The sequence below is a fragment of the Nitrosomonas sp. Nm33 genome (assembly GCF_900107265.1).
GTDB lineage: Bacteria > Pseudomonadota > Gammaproteobacteria > Burkholderiales > Nitrosomonadaceae > Nitrosomonas.
In genome coordinates this window covers 1-16814 of sequence record NZ_FNPJ01000065.1, presented here as the reverse complement: position 1 = coordinate 16814, position 16814 = coordinate 1, and the positions used below count along the sequence as shown (strand labels likewise).

Genomic DNA, 16814 nt, shown 5'->3' with positions numbered 1-16814 from the left:
CGATTGGTGCCCTGATTGGAAAGTTACTGGTAACCATCGGCCTGTTTGAAGCCAACATCAATGCTGATGTGTTTCATGGATGGGCGATGCAGGACTTGTTGTCTAAATTGCCACTACATTCCATCGTTGTGATGGACAATGCCACCTTCCATAAGAGACAAGACACACGGGATGCCATACATAACGCCGGGCATACCCTTGAATACCTTCCCGCTTATTCTCCTGATCTCAATCCCATCGAACACAAATGGGCACAGGCCAAGGCGCTCCGTAGACAACAAAACCAAACCGTCGATACGCTCTTCAAATCCTATGCATTCTGAATCATTCTTAACTGGTTAGGCTATATTGAAGCGGGTTGAACTGGCTGAGTCATCCATTTCTCAACTTGTGGCCAAACACCAATTCCACCCAAAACCATAGAAATAATCCCAACAATAATACTAATGATGGTTGTCCAGCGCGTTTTGCTTGCTCTATTGATTGATCTGGACATAAGCTCTGCATTTATCAGTGTTATCGTTGATGAAGATAACAACTTGCCTGGATAAGCTTCTCCCGAGAGAATTTTTGAAAGCTCCTCATCGGTTTTGGTTTTTACTTCACTTGCGGTAAAACTTGAATTCTCAACCACTTCTAATTCAATATTTTCCGGCCCCTCCGTAATCTGCGGTATTTCAAATGGTTCCATCGATTGTTCTGGCATTGGAGCGTGAACCGTGATTACTTTTGTGGCTACATCTTTGCTTTTGATGGCATCGACTTTGGCATCAGGAAAATTCCTAAAATAACGCTTGTTCATGGTTATGCGTTATTGATTATGCGGAAAATCAAAAAAATGATATAAATTCATATTCTTATAATAAAAATATAATTTTTTATTATAAGAATATGGAATGAAAAATAAATTGTCTGAATTTATTTGTAGAAACAAATTCTTGCTTGATATGTTTTTGTACTTTTCTACAAAATACATCTACTATAGACATCGAATTTTCAGTTTCTTTGCTGAATCACTATTTTTTAATCCAAATGTTACTTCCGCAATTTGGGCAAACTATTATTTTCCTTATAAGCGTAGGCTGGAGCTTGCTAAGCTTTCCATTATCTGCGCATTGTTTGCAAACATAGTCATAATCATCGACAGAATCAGCATATTCTTGCTTGATCGCATAAGCAATCATTCCGGTTGGAAACGTATGTTTTTGATATTTCCTGATTTCAGTTTCAAACTCAGACTTGCCAAGCTTTTCTCTCTCGAGGTCGTCAATCTTTGCTTGGAGCGAAGAGTTTCTTTGCTGCAGGTCGAGAATAAGCTCGTTGGCTGATGCTAGTTTTTCGTTAGCGGTATGGAGTTTAGCGTAGACATCAGCTATGGCTGACTCTAGCTCGTTATAATTTTTTAGAGACCTGTTGGCCTCTAAAAAGTCTGATATCAATTTTAGACTTTGGAGTCCTGCACTTACTTCGGTGAACATGAGTTATTTCCCTTAGTGAAGTCGCACATCCCGAACACCAAGCGCTTCCATGCACTGCACAAAGAACGCAAAGGTGAATGATCCTCGATTAATCTTAGCTGCTACAGCTTTGTAAGTTTCGTCAACGCCGATCTTGGCTAGCCGTTTGGTTAATTCTTCATACCCAACTCCAGCACGAGCTAATTCAGCCTTTAACGTGCTGCTTGCGATACGGTTCCAATCCTTTTCAGTATTATCTGACATAGTGATTACCTTTTCTTATGTAAATACAGGGAAAATTCTACAGAATTGCTATAAAAATCTCCATATTTGATTGCATATTTCTACAAATACGTTAAAATTTCTCCATATTTGAGGATGTATGGAGAAACATCTTGTCTCAACACTTCTTACTTTCAGCCAAAGCTCGAACTCTGTCGGTTCGCAAAGTCATGGAATTGACTGATGAGCAAGCTTTTCAGATGTTTAAAGAAGTGCGTTGGGGTTCTGGTGATGAAGTTTCTTGTCCAAGCTGCGGTTCATGCAGAAAACATTATTTCATTCGTACACGCAAACAATGGCGCTGCAAGGATTGCGCTCATACCTTCTCGGTAACTTCTGGAACTATCTTTGCTTTTCATAAGTTGTCGTTACGTAATTATTTGGCTGCAATAGCCATCTATACCAATGCAGTTAAAGGTCTGTCTGCTTTGCAAATGTCGCGTGATTTGGGAGTCCAGTATAAAACGGCTTTTGTTCTAGCACACAAAATCAGGGAATCATTAATTGAGCATCGTGATGTTTCTCAGTTATCTGGAGAGATTCACATGGATAGCGCATATGTTAATGGCACAATCCGCGAAAAGAACAAGAAAGAAGATCGCGTTGATCGTCGTCTGGCGGTTGTTCAAAAGCCGACAAAGCGCTGCGTGTTTGTTCTGCGTCAAAAAAATGAATATGCAGATGAAATCATCAAGGGTTCTAATAGAACACTAACCTTTATCATGAAATCTGAAAATCAAGCCGATATAAACAAATTGGCTAATCTCTTTGTAAAAAATGGATCAAAAATCTGTGCCGATGAATCTAGCGCTTATGATATTTTGCACGCTAAATTTGATACACGGCGTGTAAATCATGGGAAGGAATACCGCAGTGATGATGGAATAACGAATAATCTGGCTGAATCTTATTTTTCTCGTTTTCGCCGTATGCAGTATGGTCAAACACATAAATTCGGCAATCTGTATCTAGCAAACTACGCTAATGAAGCAGCCTATCGGGAAGATACCAGACGCTTGCCAAATGGTGAAATATTCAGAGATATTATGAAGAAGTGCGCCAAAACCCGCACTCATCATGATTGGTGTGGATACTGGCAAGGAAATAAAAAGAAAGAAGAAAGGTTGGTCGCTTAAAATTTAGAAGGATAGTTATCACACCTTGATATGCGCGTTTTATCAGCTGATCGCGCGATCACCACGAATCTTGGGCGATAAAACCTGAGATGGATTTCCAAATATTCGGTCGCATCCTGAAAGTCTAGAAAAGTGAATATTTCTAGTGCAACCAAGACCAATTCCAAGAAATGTATTATGTAGCGGCAAGATTGCCCATCGGATCAGTTTGCAAAGCAGATACCGGATCAATTAAAAAAACATTAATATCTACATGGGTTTATTGCCCCTCATCTTGTAGGTCTCCAATTGACGACAGCGTCATATAAAGAGAAAATCTCACCTTTTGAAAAATAATAATTAACTTATTCAAAGGGGGATAACAATGGAACTGATAATAGAATACTTCATGGATTTTTTTGACTGATCCATCAGTCTAAACAAAATCACCGATGGCAGAATAAGAATAATTTGACTAAATATACCTGAATCGGTATTGTGTATAAGCTAGATATTGGGCCGGAAGCTCAAAATGATTTAAAAGCACTGCTTCAGGAAAGCAATAAAAGCAGACAATGCGCCACAAGAATATTAACAGTCTTGCAGGAATTAGAAGAAAATCAAAAATTACTCGGTTATTTATTAGATCATGGATTTAAGAATAAAGATTTTAATGTTAGTCGAGTTGTAAGTATTTGGCGTTATAGAGATGTCTGGCGTTTAAAGATATTCGGATGGGATTTTTCTAGTAATAAAGAAAATACTCTCCCATATCGGGTTATTTACGCATATGACTGGAAATCTCTAACTTTTATAATTTTGGCAGTAGTTCACAGGAGCTTTAATTATGACGCTAATCATCCAATCACCCAAAGAATTATCAAGGCATACGACGAGCTTGGAATGCAAGTGCTCACAACTTGTCACAGGCCCTACAAGCACTAGCACGCCAGTCGCTTTTAAAATTTTTCATGTTAGGGTAGATGCACGCAGCAATTCTAGCAATAAATCTAAAAATATTAATGACTTTATCGCGGAATTGGTTGCTGAAGATAGTACGCTTGAACAAGATTTGAAAGAAGGACGAAAGTGGGCTGCAAGCGTTCTTTACGAAGAACATCCTGAGTCTTTTAGGGCTTTGCGTTTGCGCGCAGGGTACTCGCAAAAACAATTAGCGCAAAAAATTGGCATGAGTCAGCCAAATATTTGTGAGCTTGAATCAGGAAAACGCAAGCCTAGCTCAGATACTTTACTCCGTCTAGCAAAGGCGTTGGGCACAACAACAGATATAGTGCTTAAATCATTGAATAGTCATTCTGAATAAAAATATTATGTTAAGTCGTTATCTGCATGTAATCTATTGTGATGATGTGCGCTATGAATTGGGCAACAAAGAGTCCTATATGGGTGTATATGGCCCCGATCTTCTAATGAGCGAGTTCCCTTCAACGCTACCTAAATTATGTGTTGTAGCTACTATTTCCACTCCAATTGATCAATTAATTAAATCATTTACTCTAATTATCTCTAAAGATGATGAAGTGTTAGCTGAAACCCCTATTGAAGATACTAATTTTGAACTGCAAAGCTCATTAATCAATCATGATAAAAACCACGCTACAAAACTTATTCAATTTAGAGGGGTATTTCAGCTCGTCCCATTTCCTATGGATAAAGAATGTGTTTTAAAAGTAAAGGCTAAAATAGAAGACGATGAATTAATAGGGCCTTCTTTGCGTATCATATCTGGACAAACCAAACCAGAGAATACATGAAGTAATTCGCCTAAGAATTATAATTTAGAAGTGCCAGCTTACATCAAATCCAAGCCCGCCCAGTGCGGGATTTTTTATTTATACCTTGGCTTAGGAAAATAGAATAAAAAATCGGCATCCTGTGAAGGTGTGCCGATTTAGCATTGAAAGTTAGATTAATGAACCCCGCTTAAGCGGAGTTTTTATTTCTTGATTTATATTTCCCTCTGATTCTATCTTTCATCTCTTATTTAATAATTAATTCCATAATAGTCATCATAATACTATGGAATTAAACAATCAAAACCCAAACACATCTAGTATTCCTGTCTTTCCCAATCATATCGACAAGTCCTTTCTTTTGATGGTTGCGCAAGGTAGTCAGAATGGTTGCTTGCAATGGTTTTTCGCATCCCGCGTCGATCCCCATGTCATTCATTATGATTTTGGCAATCTCACTGGCGTTTAAAGGCTTTCCAGAGTTTCTCAGAACTCCAAGAATTGTTCTGCCAGCTTCACCAACTTTGAAGAAGCTATTCTTTCTTTGATAACGTTTTGGTTTGATTGATTGAATGCGATATTCAGGACTGAATAGCTTAATGGTAGCATCTAGTGCTTTTATTTCTTGATTCAGCCTCTCTAATTCTTTGCGGTGATGATCCACCAATCCAGAAAGCTCTGACCTTTTTGAAACAAGACCTGAAATAACATGAGACTCCGCCATATAGCACCTTATTTTGTAGCAAATAAGACGATATGTTACGTATCTGCCGGGGAAGGTCTTTGTGCAGATGCTACATAATAACGAAAAATAAGGGGATAGCATGCAGCTTGTCGTGTTAGATTTCATTTCTGACGTAATAGATTGCGTCATCTCGGAGATCTAATTCTAGTTAGGCGTCCAGACGCTATGCGCATCACCACTGAAGTCGGCACGATTGAACTGGTGAACGAACCGGTCTATTCGTTTGGTTCTGCTGACAACGTTCGCGGCTACCTATTCGCCAAGAACCTCGCTACACAATCCATCCATGGCATCTTGCTCAACGGCGAGCCCGTGGCAGTTCTTGGATGCGACGGCAGCGGCAGTGTCGTGCATGAGCATTCAGCCGTGTACACAAATGGATTCCTCTATGTCGCGGTAGGCAACTGCGTTGTTTGCATTCAGCTCAATCCGTTCGCGTTCAAGTGGTCCGTTCAGGCAGATACAGCCACCTGTTTCGGTGTCTACTTCGAAGGTCGTCGTCGCGCACTCATCTCTCACGGTGAGCTGGAGATTGCACGTCTGTCCGAGAGCGGAGAGGTTCTTTGGAGCGCCTCCGGCGCAGACATCTTCACAGAAGGCATCTCGCTTCTACCGGAGTGCGTCGAGGCAGTCGACTTCAACGGTAAGAAAAGGTGTCAAAAGGTGTCAGTCATTGTGTAGTGCATGAAATATATTTATGATCCGTAGTGATAAATAAATATGGAAAAAAATGGTTTTATTGGTGAAGTACAAAAATATATTAGTTTGAAACAAAGTAACAGTATTCATATTACTATGCACAGGGTCAAATCTTGCATTACGACAAATTTTGAGCTATTTCTCGTCTCGTTGAGCCGGCATTTGCCATTGTTAACAGTTTGTTGAAGGCAATCACCTGGATTGTAAGCCAGAAAAGGTTAGGGCCCGAATAGGCAACCACAGATTTGACCAAACACTTGGATGCAAGACAGTACTGAGATGCTTCTGAGGCAGCCTGGCTGCCAGGGTGAAACAGCCAGTTTATTTTCACTTGATCCTGATGGGTGACTGGTGCGATTGACATCATCATAATTTGAAGCAAAGGGTGTGAGGAATTTCAGCAAGAATGTTCAGCATTGGTGTTATTGATTGTTATCTTATCGCCGAATAGCGAAAACTTTGTTCGTACTCTTGATTTAAGGCGGCTAATGGGTGATCCCGGTAGTGCATTCATATTTCGAGTTTGTTTCGAGATTACCCTGCCGGATTAGCATGGTTCGGCAGGGCTTATCGCATCCAAAGCAGTGCAGCAGAATTTCGCGCTGCGCGCCTGCCGACAAATCAGTTCGAAGTGCCAGCAAAGTATACTGATAAAATAATCAAAGTCGCCATTACGCCGAATATGACTGCGATATTGATACTAAAATTTCTAAGTGTTTTAGCGTCTGTTGTCTTTTCTAATGAACTCATATCTCTATTTACTCCTATATTATGTGTAAACATAAAAAATATGAACCGAATCAGGGTTTGCTTCATTGATCTAGATCAATAAAATGCTAATTGTAGGTCTCAGTGACTTTAGCTGTTTGGTCCCACAATACATTGAAAAAGCTAGGGAAGCAGTGCGGAGAAATAACTCAGTACAGAGATAGTGATATAGATGTTTGGGAATGGCTAAAAGAGAAATTAGAAAAAATCAATTAAAGCTAAAGCTCGCGTAGGGTGTAATCATTATTGAGCCGAATGAAAAATATTCGGTGCAATACGCTTTACTGATTGACACCCTACTTACTGGAATATGGGGCACTACACACACTGAGTGACAATCTCTAATGGTCGCATCCTCAGCATGGCGGCAGGCGAGTTTATCGACCGCTTCATGCAGCATATCCTACCCAAAGAGTTCAAGCGTATACGTCATTATGGCTTGATTGGCCGGCGCGCAAAGCGGTCAAGCTGGCTGCTGCGCGCTGCGCTGGAGGCGCCAATGCCTCAGCTATCAACGGTGGAAACGTTCATGCGCCGGGTGATACAACTCGAGTGGATGAATTGCCCGCACTGCCGCGAAGGGCGCTTCGTGGTGGTAGAGGTCATTCCCCCTGCTTCGAAGCAGCGATGTCCACCCCGCCGGGGACCACCATGAGACATGGTTCTTTCCACTTGCGCTCTACTTGGCGGCCAAGTACCTGAGGTCGCCGAGAAGGCATTCACTTATACAGGCTGAATGACTCAGCAATGGATCGATCCGGACAAAAATCGAGGAATGAACGTGCCAGTCCAGCTACGTTGGAATGCTATACTTTAGCCCACTAGATACCCACTCGTCACAACTGTCAGTTGACTTTCACTTCCACAGCCTTACAATCCCCATAAGCAAGATGCAATGACTGACACCTTTTTTACTGACACCTTTTCTTACAACGCTTGCACTATCGGTAAGCACTTGTCTGCTGCAGAAAGCTGTGGGCTGTGGATTGAAGGAGGAAGCCATCATTCTGTTTGGTTTATTGGAAAAAATCTTTTCTCAAGCCATCATTTATCCAATCGGAAACCCTGAATAATTACTTACTCAGGGTTTCTTTGAGTTATCGTCAAAATAGATGACGTATGCCTACTGTCCAGGTATCACGATCACGATCTACTGTGCTGTTTTTATCTATTACATTTACATGCTGATAGCCGCCAAACAGATTGGTGCGTTTACTTAAATCATAAAGTGCGCCCACAGTAAAGCTTTTGGCTTTGCGACTTGCGAAAATGTCAGTATTATTTGCATCTGTCATTCCCCCCTGAGCGACCAGAGTTGCATTTCCTATTCTGTATTGACCACTAGCAAACCAGATGCTGCCGTCACCACCAGGGTTCATTGCAGTATTACATTGCCTGGTAGACTCATTGCCTATCTCACCCAAGGCAGCTGCATCTGAGCATGTCGCTGCGCCCAATGCGTTGCTGATAAAGTCATATTGACCTTGAAGACGAAAGTTTTTGTAAGACCATGCTCCGCCGATTCGCACTACTTCCTCGGTTTTTAAATTAACTGCCATTATTTTTTTTTGAGCGGAGCTAACATTGTCCCTAGAGTAGCCACTAAATATTTCCAGTTTATGATCTTGAATTTCCATGGCATATTTAGCAGCAAACTGAACATCCCATTCACCATCCTTACCACCTGTGTTCCCTTTTGTAGGGCCCTGGCCGCCAAGAATGCCACCAAGATTTGCTTCTAGTGTGTTTGCATTGCCAGGCATTAACAGAGCTGCAAAGGAAAAGCCATTGAAAGTTGCCGAGTCAAAACGCACCACGCTATTTACAGCGGTAAAGGATCCTGAACCAAGGCCATTGGCGCTTGCGATCATAGTGCCACCACTGCCAGTAGCTTGAAGCGTGGTATAGACAAATGGATCAATCGTCCAGCCACCAGCAAAATCTGCAAAGGGGGAATGAGTGCGACCAAATTTCAATGTGCCAATTGAATCTTTGGATATCCCGACATACATTTCTCGACTTCCTATTGGTCCACCGTTGGTATTAAAACCAAAATCAATCATGGTAACTGCTTTAAATCCGCTTCCCAAATCCTCAAATACACGCAGGCCCCATGAAGAGAAAAAGGTTGGATCATTAACACTTGTCTGGCTGGAGAAACCTTCGATATTGATACCACTATATTCAGCCTGAATTCGGCCAGTGATTGACAAATCTGCGCCATATGCTGATGTAGCGATAGTAGATGAAAGTAAGCCAGTTAATGCGATGGAAATTAGTTTGTTATTCATGATGAATTACCTAAGAATGACGGTACCGTAAAATTGCGGTTAATTTTAAAAAGTGATAAATGAGCACCCCGTCTTAGGAGTCTGTCGGACTTGAGCAATCGTGGCGAGCCATGTGAGATAGCGCGAGCAGATTTTCACAATTCTGAGGCCGAATGACCTACAATCCTTGTTTCTTTAGTGTATGCAGCGGCATATCCAGCGTACGACGCGATGCATCAGAGATACCAATATCCAGTGGCATTGGTATTGGTGATTCCAGAATTGGGAATGTTATGGCACGTCGTATAAGTACTTGGAAGTACCTCTCGACGTTTAAATCATCATTAAGTCCCTTGACACTACTGATCTAGACAGGATTGTATTAAATAGCACTTAGCTACGCACAATGGCAGCATGTGCACTTGTGATATATTTGTGATGTATGTGATGATTTATAGGGTTTAAAGCGATTTTAGTGCGGCAGCAAGGATATCGATTTCCAGACATATACTTCCCTTATTCAGTAACATACTATATGCGCTGCGATATTCTTCAGCAGTTGGCACTGCAATAAGAGAATTAGCGTTCTCTACCAGTCCAAGAAACAGATTCAAGCCCTGTTTTTTTCTAAAATCGTTTGTATTCTTTTGGGTATTATCGTCCATACTTGAGAAGGAACATTATAGGAAGTACCGCTACGATCATTCTCTCTCAAGCTTTTAAAAAATGGATTGTCAAGATTAATAAGACTCGCTGTATTATAAATTGCATTTTTACTATGACTATCAGTCGAAGTAAGTGTATTCGATAAGCGATCGGAGTTGCTATTACTATCCATAAATGCTCGCCTATCTGCGGATAATGACGCTAGCAGCATAGGTAAGGCTGCTCTCAATTTGATAATTTCTTTTTTAAGCACTTTGTATTCCTCTATTGAGTATAAAATTTGAATGAAGTTAAATGTAAGAATTTCTAGCGTTGTTTACAGTATTGTCCAGAATACTGTAAACAACGCTAGAAATTCTTACACCTTATTGACAACCAATATTGGTGCTAATAAATAAATCGATAGAGTAATCATTAAGATATAACTCATTATATTTCTGGCAATATTCATGCCAAAATATATTTTTGATGTTTAATCAATTACTTATATGGGGTCTGTAGAGTAATCTATGTAGGATACAGTGAGTAATTGTCGCCTATACTTAACTATTTTTTTGATTGTTGGATATAATTAATTGATTTTGAAGAACATATTTCGTCTCCAATTAGAGACATATTACGAGGAGTATGAATGGAGGCGAAGTAATTTTTCTGTAGTTAAAAGAAATCTGGAAGATTAGTCCATACCACATTGATATCGGCAGTACTCATAATTGTTGCAACAATTTTGATTTGAATATCTGTTTTCGTCTCCAATTAGAGACATATTGGAAAAGGTGTCAATCATTGTGTAGTGCGTGAAGCGCATTTATGATACGTAGCGATAAATGAATATGGAAAAGAATGATTTTATTGGTGAAGTACAAAAATATATTGGTTTGAAACAAAGTAACAGTATTCATATTACCAAGCGATCGAAGAAATCGCCCAGGAAACCAATGGACGAAATTGTTGCCGGCGTTACTGGTAGAGGAGAGGCAATGAATGCGATATATAAGACGGGACATTACACAATGTTTGAAATTGCAGCATATTTTAATGTTCATTACAGTACTGTGAGTCGGTCAATTTGTTCATTTTGCAAGATGCAATAACTGACACCTTTATTATCAACTTGGCTGAAACAAAATAGATAAAGGTACTTTCTAGATAAAGGTACTTTCAAATGGCTTCGTTTGCAGATTCCTACCCAACAATTACGCGCTGGATCGAAGAACAAGGTTGGATAGAAATTGGAAGAGATGAATACAGTAGTTCGTTGGTACGCGCGCTTGATCCAGGTGGTATGTTCTGGGAAAGTGATTCAAGTGTTGATTCAATTGACGATGCATTGCAAGAGCTAGAGAAAGAATTGATGGGTTGGTTCAGGAAAAATAAAATAGGTAAATCTTGCAACCCATAAGAGCGTGCAATACAGCGTGCATAGGATGGCTGGGGCAAAAGGTGTCAGTCATTACATAGCACATGAAAATGCATTTATGATACGTAGCCATCAATGAATATGGAGAAGAATGGTTTTATGGCACGTCCGATCAGGCTGGAGTTTTCGAATGGTTTATACCATGTCATGTCAAGGGGGGCGGTGGAGAAGCTATTTTTGCTGAAGATAAGGATAGACAGCAGTTTCTTGATTTATTAGCAGAGCTGATAACACGCTATCAAGCAATATGTTATGCCTACTGCCTGATGGATAATCACTATCATCTTTTGCTAGAAATACCAAAGGCAAACCTATCTCAAATATAATGTTCATTACAGTACTGTGAGTCGGTCAATTCGTGCATTTTGCAAGATGCAATGACTGACGCCTTTTCAGGGTAGTTTTTTTCTGGCCGGTGTCGTTCATAGTGAGTATATTTCCCGGTATCCGTGTGGTGAACAGATGCATGCAGATTCTCTTGTGAGTTGCAAAACGCAGCTGTTGGCAAGGTCTCTGAGAGAAAATTTTGTTCTCAGAATATCGACTTCTTGGCTCTGTGCATTGAGCTATTTCAACAGACAATCAGAAAATAATAGAGATGATGCGTCTAGCATTATTTTTCCAGTTATATCAGAAAACTGGCGGGAATATTTAGCATAAGGAGAACAGCTGTATGAAAAATACTGCCAGGATTTTTATGAAGCTTCTGGGAAAGGTGTGCCAGTATTCTATTATTCATCCACTGATCTTTTCCCATCAAGAATGTGTGGAGGGAATAGCGAGGGACGAGTAACCGCAGTTGATGGCGATCGAAGTAAAGGTGGAGAGAATTAGCTCTGGAATTCAAGGTTGGGGCGAGAAAGTTGACCTCAGACAAGGCCAAACGTTACCTCAACTCGCGACAGTAGTAGATTCCTGACCTACGTTCTCAGTTTCGCTTAAATGAAGAATGCTAGCTCAAAAATGGCAGCAGCATACTTTGCGAAGAAATGTCTGTGAAGTACGCATTGATCGCATAGGAGATCTATGATTATCCGGTGTCAGCGGCTTAAACTTAAGGCAGCGACCGTTTCGAATCACACGTTATAAAAACATACCCAATCTGGAGTTTATGAATGGAACACCTTAACCAAGCCTGGATCATGTTAAAACTGGGCGGAATCATTATTTTGCCGTTATCTTTGCTGGGCGTCATCGCGTTGGCGATAATGCTCGAAAAAGCATTTGTTTACTGGCGCTTCGCCCGTCTCTCGAACGATTTGTTGAATCTCATCGAAACCTATGGTTTCAAGTGGGAAGATCTGGAAAAAATCCTGTCAGGACTGGATAAACGCCACTATTACAAGCGCTTCTTTGAAGTGGTGATTTCCAATCGGCATCAACCATCCTGGTGGACTGAATCACGCGCAGCGGATGAAGCCCAGTTAATTGAAAGTTCATTGTCCCGCCGACTCTGGGCGCTGGAAACAATCGTGACAGCCGCGCCGCTACTGGGGCTCGTGGGAACCGTTGTCGGCATGATGCGCGCCTTTCAAGTTATCGGCAGCGAAGACATCGTCAACCCCACTGCGGTGACAGGTGGCGTTGCCGAAGCGCTCATTGCAACCGTTATTGGTTTGATCATCGCGCTGGTTGCGTTGTTTGGATTCAATTACTTCTCACGCTTACAATCACAAACCATGGATGAAATGGAACGCCTCGGCACGCGCCTGATCGATCATATCCGGTTGGATCAAAAGGAAAGCACCCATGAAACTGCGTAAATCCAGAACACCCCGAAAGGGTTATATTCAGATTATTCCCATGATTGATGTCATGTTCTTTCTACTTGCGACATTTATGTTGGCTTCGTTATCCATGCAGAATCTGGATTCTCTGCAAGTCAACTTACCTGAAGGACAAGCTGAGAAACTCAGTGCCGAAAAACCGGTGACTTTAACACTGACCAAGGACAGTGAAATTTTTATCAATAAGGAATCCGTTACCCTCGATACCTTGGCTACCACGCTCAAACCGCTGCTTGAGGATGCCAGGCAAAAATTGATCGTATCAGCAGATAATGAAGCGCCACAAGGCATTGTGGTTCAAGCGATGCTCCGGGCGCGGAATGCAGGCGTGCAGCATTTTCTGATCGCGGTTCAGCATAAGTAATTCCTATATCCCTTAACAGTTTGATAAAGTCCATAGTGATGAACAGCTCCAGAACAAGGGAAATTCGTCTCTGGTGGCCGCTGCCGCTGGCGGTGCTGCTTTGGCTGATCGCCATCTGGGCAGTCGGTTTTTTCCTGACGGAGCCCGAAATCAAAGTCAGTATTGATATTCCCGACGCAATCGAAGCGGAATTTCTGGAGCTTCCGGAACTCGCACAGCCACAGGAGTCCGTCCCGCCACCACGCAAAGGTATCGAGACGCAACCCCAGAATGAAGCACAACAAGCAAAAATAGCACCGGAGCTGGTAATGCCGCCGCCTCCACGCCCCCGGCCCCGCACTCCACCCAAGCCACCGCCTGTCAAGAAGGATGCAATTGAAACGGCAAAAGCTACGCCACCCAGGAAAGAATCCAGAACTGAGGCTCCACAAAAAAAGGATGCCGCCGCACCGGTCGATTTATCGGAGTATATTAATCAGAGAAGAAGACAACAAAGCCGTCCGGCTGGTATTTTTGATGGGATTGAGAACAGCAAAAATATTAACCCGAAGCCACAGCCCTCAGCGGAAGAGATCAGGATGGCGACAGTCAAACGCAACCTGCAAATGCCCGGTACCAGTGGCGTTTTTCAGATTATCAAAATTGGCCCACGCTATGCGCAATTCACGTTTCGCGCCTGGACAACCGGCGACAGCAATCCACGGCGGGAATTAATTGAAGTGAAAGCAGGGCCGGACGGCGATATTGAACGTGCAATCATACGCAGGATGATCCAGCTGATTCGTCAGTATCATCAGGAAGACTTTAACTGGGAATCACCTCGCCTTAATCGTGTCGTTGTCCTGTCCGCACGCCCAGGAGATAGTGAGGGGCTCGAAAATTTTTTAATGCGCGAGTTTTTTGGAGAACCTATCCCGCCTTATTTGCGCTAAGCATCACTGTTCAGCTGAGTTGGTCTTTTTTAGGACCCAATAAGTGAAGCGCATTGCGCCAGAAAATCTGTGATGTTTGCTCAAAAAGGTGTCAGTCATTGCATCTTGCAAGATGAACGAATTAACCGACTGACAGTACTGTAATAAACATTATATTTGAGATAGGTTTGCCTTGGGCGTTTCCAGCAAAAGATGATAGTGATTATCCATCAGGCAGTAGGCATAACATATTGCTTGATAGCGTATTATGAGCTCTGCTAATAAATCAAGAAACTGCCGTCTATCCTCATCTTCAGCAAAAATAGCTTCTCCACCGTCCCCCTCGACATGACATGGTATAAAACATTCGAAAATTCCAGTCTGATCGGACGTGCCATAAAACCATTCTTTTCCATATTCATTTATGGCTACGTATCATAAATGCACTTCATGCACTATACAATGACTGACACCTTTTCCAATGACTGACGCCTTTTGACACACGGACAAGTTACCGGGCGATGAAAGGGTCTACCGGATTGGTTCTTGAAATTTGTAGAGATACTCCCATATAAAGCGAGCGCCATGTGGCGTTTCTTTTGGAGGAATTCACATGATTGGACAAATCACAGGCCAGCGGCTACAGCTGGCGAAAATGCACATCGCTAACTACGCGTTAGCGCTCGAGGAACAAGCGGGTGCACTGAACTTTGAACACTTGATTCGGCAACTAAATGCCGAGTTTAGGCTGGTAGATGGAAGCCAAGAATCGGCTCTCATTCAGGATATTGGCTACTTCTACCAGGCGATCAAGCATCAGCAAATTTCAGCAATTGATCGTGGAGGCTATTGGAAATTTAAAGCGATGTCTCTGCTAGAAGCTAAGAACGAGTTGGTCAAGGAGCTGAATGCACTGCGAGCCACCTGATCTAGTTCGCAAAGCTGAATAACAAGCCATCCGATTCACGGGTGGCTTGCTTTCCTGTCCAGTCCTGCCAATGACGCACAATCACATTCACATACTTCAGGTCGAGTTCCATCAGAAGAGCGGCATTTGCCGCTCTCTGTTTATTCTTGTTTAAATTCAGGTTACTTCTTCTTTTTCTTTGTTGTGGCTACTGCTTTCTTGAAAATGGTTCCAGCTGTGAATTTTGGTACTGTGCTGGCAGCAATCTTTAATGGTGCACCAGTTTGCGGATTTCGGCCAGTGCGAGCTGCACGCTTAGTAGATTTAAAAGTACCAAAGCCAGGGAGCACCACGGTGTCACCCTTAGCGACCGTTGCGACCACACTGTCGATCATGGCATTCAATGCCTTGGTGGCGGTGGTTTTGGGTATCTCTGCCTGTGCGGCAATTTGTTCAATCAATTCCATTTTGTACATGCTCAAGATGCTCCTGTTGGTTGAAAAGCACGCAGTATAACCGGTTAGGCTTTATTTTCATTAAAATCGAACAAAAACCAAAAAAGCTTGGCTTCTTAATCGAAAAGAGCGTTACTAGGGCTGTCGCAACCACAGGAATTAAAGATGAACATAACTAAACAAATTCCTCCCACCCAGAATGAAACCTGGGATTTTTGGGGCACGATGGAGAAGCACACCAATGAAGCATGGCCTCTGGCCATGATTGCAATTGCAGATGCCACCAACCAACCACTCGAATCGGCACGGCTTTTTCTTGACAGCCGGTTTGGGCGCCACTTTGCAGACGACGTTTTAAATCAACTGCACGCGGGCCAGACTCTCCCTGATGCGATCAACGCAGCCACACAGCAGTGTGGATGGGTTGGAAGATTGGACGCCAAACCAGCAAGGACTACGGCATCCCACGGAGGCTTCCTTACTTAACGGACTTTGTGATTCACTGCGAGATCGTAGAAGAATCGTTTGCTGCTTGATCGTCAAACAAGACGCCATCCGACTCGCGAATGGCCTGTTTCCCGGTCCATTCCTGCCAACGGCGCACAATCACATCCACATACTTCGGGTCGAGCTCCATCAGGCGAGCTTGACGTCCTGATTTCTCAGCGGCGATTAACGTCGTTCCTGAACCACCAAACGGATCAAGTACGATATCGCGGCTTTTGCTTGAATTTAGGATAGCACGTTCTACTAGTTCCACTGGCTTCATGGTGGGGTGCAGATCGTTCTTGATCGGCTTATTGATGTGCCAGACGTCGCCCTGATCGCGTGCGCCACACCAGAAGAGACCTTTGCAAAACTCCCTATTTTCTGAGGGAAGTCTGGAAAAGGTGTCAGTCATTGTATAGTGCATGAAGTGCATTTATGATACGTAGCGATAAATGAATAAGGAGAAGAATGGTTTTATGGCACGCCCGATTAGACCGGAATTTCAAAACGAGACATTACACAATGTTTGAAATTGCAGCGTATTTTAATGTTCATTACAGTATTGTTAGTCGGTTAATTCATTCATTTTGTAAGATGCAATGACTGAACATCCCATTTAAATTTTCAAGGGATTTTTGTAATCTATTTACCGAGTTTCGTATTTTCTCCCTTGCTTGGTCATTGACCAGATGACCCTTACCAAATGGCGGCCTAGAGCTCGAATT

23 protein-coding genes and 1 pseudogene are annotated in these 16814 nt (G+C 42.4%); 16 read left to right on the top strand and 8 right to left on the bottom strand.

The window, feature by feature from the left end; genetic code table 11:
• The coding region (locus BLV54_RS11925) for a transposase (RefSeq protein WP_090571886.1) at positions 1-323 on the top strand (323 nt) is incomplete at its 5' end.
• A gap of 20 nt (positions 324-343) precedes the next feature.
• On the opposite strand, the gene BLV54_RS11920 is transcribed toward BLV54_RS11925, so the two are convergent.
• From BLV54_RS11920 to BLV54_RS11910, 3 genes are all read right to left on the bottom strand, one after another.
• Positions 344-802 (bottom strand): hypothetical protein, encoded by a 459-nt coding sequence (locus BLV54_RS11920; RefSeq protein WP_090571885.1) that lies wholly within the window; start codon positions 800-802, stop codon positions 344-346.
• Between the two features lie 214 nt (positions 803-1016).
• Positions 1017-1478 carry an FmdB family zinc ribbon protein gene (locus tag BLV54_RS11915; protein ID WP_090571884.1) on the bottom strand — a complete coding sequence of 154 codons (462 nt, stop codon included), beginning with the start codon at positions 1476-1478 and terminating at the stop codon, positions 1017-1019.
• 12 nt (positions 1479-1490) lie between these two features.
• Entirely contained in the window at positions 1491-1721 is a 231-nt protein-coding gene (locus tag BLV54_RS11910) for a DUF6471 domain-containing protein (RefSeq protein WP_090571883.1), read from the bottom strand.
• A gap of 188 nt (positions 1722-1909) precedes the next feature.
• On the opposite strand from BLV54_RS11910, the gene BLV54_RS11905 reads away from it, so the two are divergent.
• The 4 genes from BLV54_RS11905 to BLV54_RS11890 all read left to right on the top strand — a co-directional run bounded on the left by BLV54_RS11905 (position 1910) and on the right by BLV54_RS11890 (position 4629).
• Positions 1910-2875: an IS1595 family transposase gene (locus tag BLV54_RS11905; RefSeq protein ID WP_218132391.1), complete on the top strand. Its 966-nt coding sequence runs from the start codon at positions 1910-1912 to the stop codon at positions 2873-2875.
• A gap of 477 nt (positions 2876-3352) precedes the next feature.
• The gene (locus BLV54_RS17355; protein WP_176969757.1) at positions 3353-3799 is read left to right on the top strand and encodes a type II toxin-antitoxin system RelE/ParE family toxin; all 447 of its coding nucleotides are present in this window, start codon (positions 3353-3355) and stop codon (positions 3797-3799) included.
• Entirely contained in the window at positions 3702-4178 is a 477-nt protein-coding gene (locus BLV54_RS11895) for a helix-turn-helix domain-containing protein (protein ID WP_090571880.1), read from the top strand. Before BLV54_RS17355 ends, BLV54_RS11895 begins: the two co-directional genes overlap by 98 nt.
• Before the next feature lie 46 nt (positions 4179-4224).
• Complete coding sequence (locus BLV54_RS11890; RefSeq protein WP_176969756.1) at positions 4225-4629, top strand: hypothetical protein; 405 nt, start codon at positions 4225-4227, stop codon at positions 4627-4629.
• A gap of 271 nt (positions 4630-4900) precedes the next feature.
• Here BLV54_RS11890 and BLV54_RS11885 read toward each other — a convergent pair whose 3' ends face one another.
• The gene (locus BLV54_RS11885; protein ID WP_090571878.1) at positions 4901-5332 is read right to left on the bottom strand and encodes a hypothetical protein; all 432 of its coding nucleotides are present in this window, start codon (positions 5330-5332) and stop codon (positions 4901-4903) included.
• Positions 5333-5518: 186 nt separating this feature from the next.
• Between BLV54_RS11885 and BLV54_RS11880 the strand changes: the two genes are divergently transcribed.
• The 3 genes and pseudogenes from BLV54_RS11880 (at position 5519) to BLV54_RS16960 (ending at position 7475) form a co-directional block, all read left to right on the top strand.
• The gene (locus tag BLV54_RS11880; RefSeq protein WP_090571877.1) at positions 5519-6034 is read left to right on the top strand and encodes a hypothetical protein; all 516 of its coding nucleotides are present in this window, start codon (positions 5519-5521) and stop codon (positions 6032-6034) included.
• 1147 nt (positions 6035-7181) lie between these two features.
• A pseudogene (locus BLV54_RS17350) lies at positions 7182-7265 on the top strand (transposase); the annotation flags it as partial.
• 84 nt (positions 7266-7349) lie between these two features.
• Positions 7350-7475 (top strand): hypothetical protein, encoded by a 126-nt coding sequence (locus tag BLV54_RS16960; RefSeq protein WP_256329437.1) that lies wholly within the window; start codon positions 7350-7352, stop codon positions 7473-7475.
• Positions 7476-7923: 448 nt separating this feature from the next.
• Here the strand turns inward: BLV54_RS16960 and BLV54_RS11860 are convergent, their stop codons facing one another.
• On the bottom strand, positions 7924-9111 hold the full coding sequence (locus BLV54_RS11860) for a porin (RefSeq protein ID WP_090571873.1): 1188 nt from the start codon (positions 9109-9111) through the stop codon (positions 7924-7926).
• A gap of 589 nt (positions 9112-9700) precedes the next feature.
• Entirely contained in the window at positions 9701-10009 is a 309-nt protein-coding gene (locus BLV54_RS15660) for a hypothetical protein (protein ID WP_143032500.1), read from the bottom strand.
• A gap of 574 nt (positions 10010-10583) precedes the next feature.
• Between BLV54_RS15660 and BLV54_RS11850 the strand changes: the two genes are divergently transcribed.
• The 7 genes from BLV54_RS11850 (at position 10584) to BLV54_RS11815 (ending at position 15166) form a co-directional block, all read left to right on the top strand.
• Positions 10584-10850, top strand: a complete 267-nt coding sequence (locus tag BLV54_RS11850) for a hypothetical protein (RefSeq protein ID WP_090571871.1) — start codon at positions 10584-10586, stop codon at positions 10848-10850.
• Positions 10851-10921: 71 nt separating this feature from the next.
• Entirely contained in the window at positions 10922-11158 is a 237-nt protein-coding gene (locus BLV54_RS11845) for a hypothetical protein (protein ID WP_090571870.1), read from the top strand.
• An 89-nt stretch (positions 11159-11247) separates the two neighbouring features.
• Positions 11248-11502, top strand: coding sequence for a transposase (locus tag BLV54_RS17345; RefSeq protein WP_090571888.1), 255 nt, complete (start codon positions 11248-11250; stop codon positions 11500-11502).
• Between the two features lie 789 nt (positions 11503-12291).
• Complete coding sequence (locus tag BLV54_RS11835) at positions 12292-12939, top strand: MotA/TolQ/ExbB proton channel family protein (RefSeq protein ID WP_090571869.1); 648 nt, start codon at positions 12292-12294, stop codon at positions 12937-12939.
• Positions 12926-13327: an ExbD/TolR family protein gene (locus BLV54_RS11830; protein WP_090571868.1), complete on the top strand. Its 402-nt coding sequence runs from the start codon at positions 12926-12928 to the stop codon at positions 13325-13327. The genes BLV54_RS11835 and BLV54_RS11830 overlap by 14 nt, the downstream gene beginning before the upstream one ends.
• A gap of 38 nt (positions 13328-13365) precedes the next feature.
• Positions 13366-14259 (top strand): hypothetical protein, encoded by an 894-nt coding sequence (locus tag BLV54_RS11825; RefSeq protein ID WP_090571867.1) that lies wholly within the window; start codon positions 13366-13368, stop codon positions 14257-14259.
• A 592-nt stretch (positions 14260-14851) separates the two neighbouring features.
• Positions 14852-15166, top strand: coding sequence for a hypothetical protein (locus BLV54_RS11815; protein ID WP_090571866.1), 315 nt, complete (start codon positions 14852-14854; stop codon positions 15164-15166).
• Between the two features lie 161 nt (positions 15167-15327).
• Here the strand turns inward: BLV54_RS11815 and BLV54_RS11810 are convergent, their stop codons facing one another.
• On the bottom strand, positions 15328-15621 hold the full coding sequence (locus BLV54_RS11810) for an HU family DNA-binding protein (protein ID WP_090571865.1): 294 nt from the start codon (positions 15619-15621) through the stop codon (positions 15328-15330).
• Between the two features lie 144 nt (positions 15622-15765).
• Here BLV54_RS11810 and BLV54_RS11805 point away from each other — a divergent pair, with 144 nt between their 5' ends.
• Positions 15766-16086 (top strand): hypothetical protein, encoded by a 321-nt coding sequence (locus BLV54_RS11805; RefSeq protein WP_256329434.1) that lies wholly within the window; start codon positions 15766-15768, stop codon positions 16084-16086.
• A gap of 13 nt (positions 16087-16099) precedes the next feature.
• On the opposite strand, the gene BLV54_RS11800 is transcribed toward BLV54_RS11805, so the two are convergent.
• Positions 16100-16513, bottom strand: a complete 414-nt coding sequence (locus tag BLV54_RS11800; protein ID WP_256329433.1) for a DNA-methyltransferase — start codon at positions 16511-16513, stop codon at positions 16100-16102.
• Positions 16514-16814: the final 301 nt, after the last annotated feature.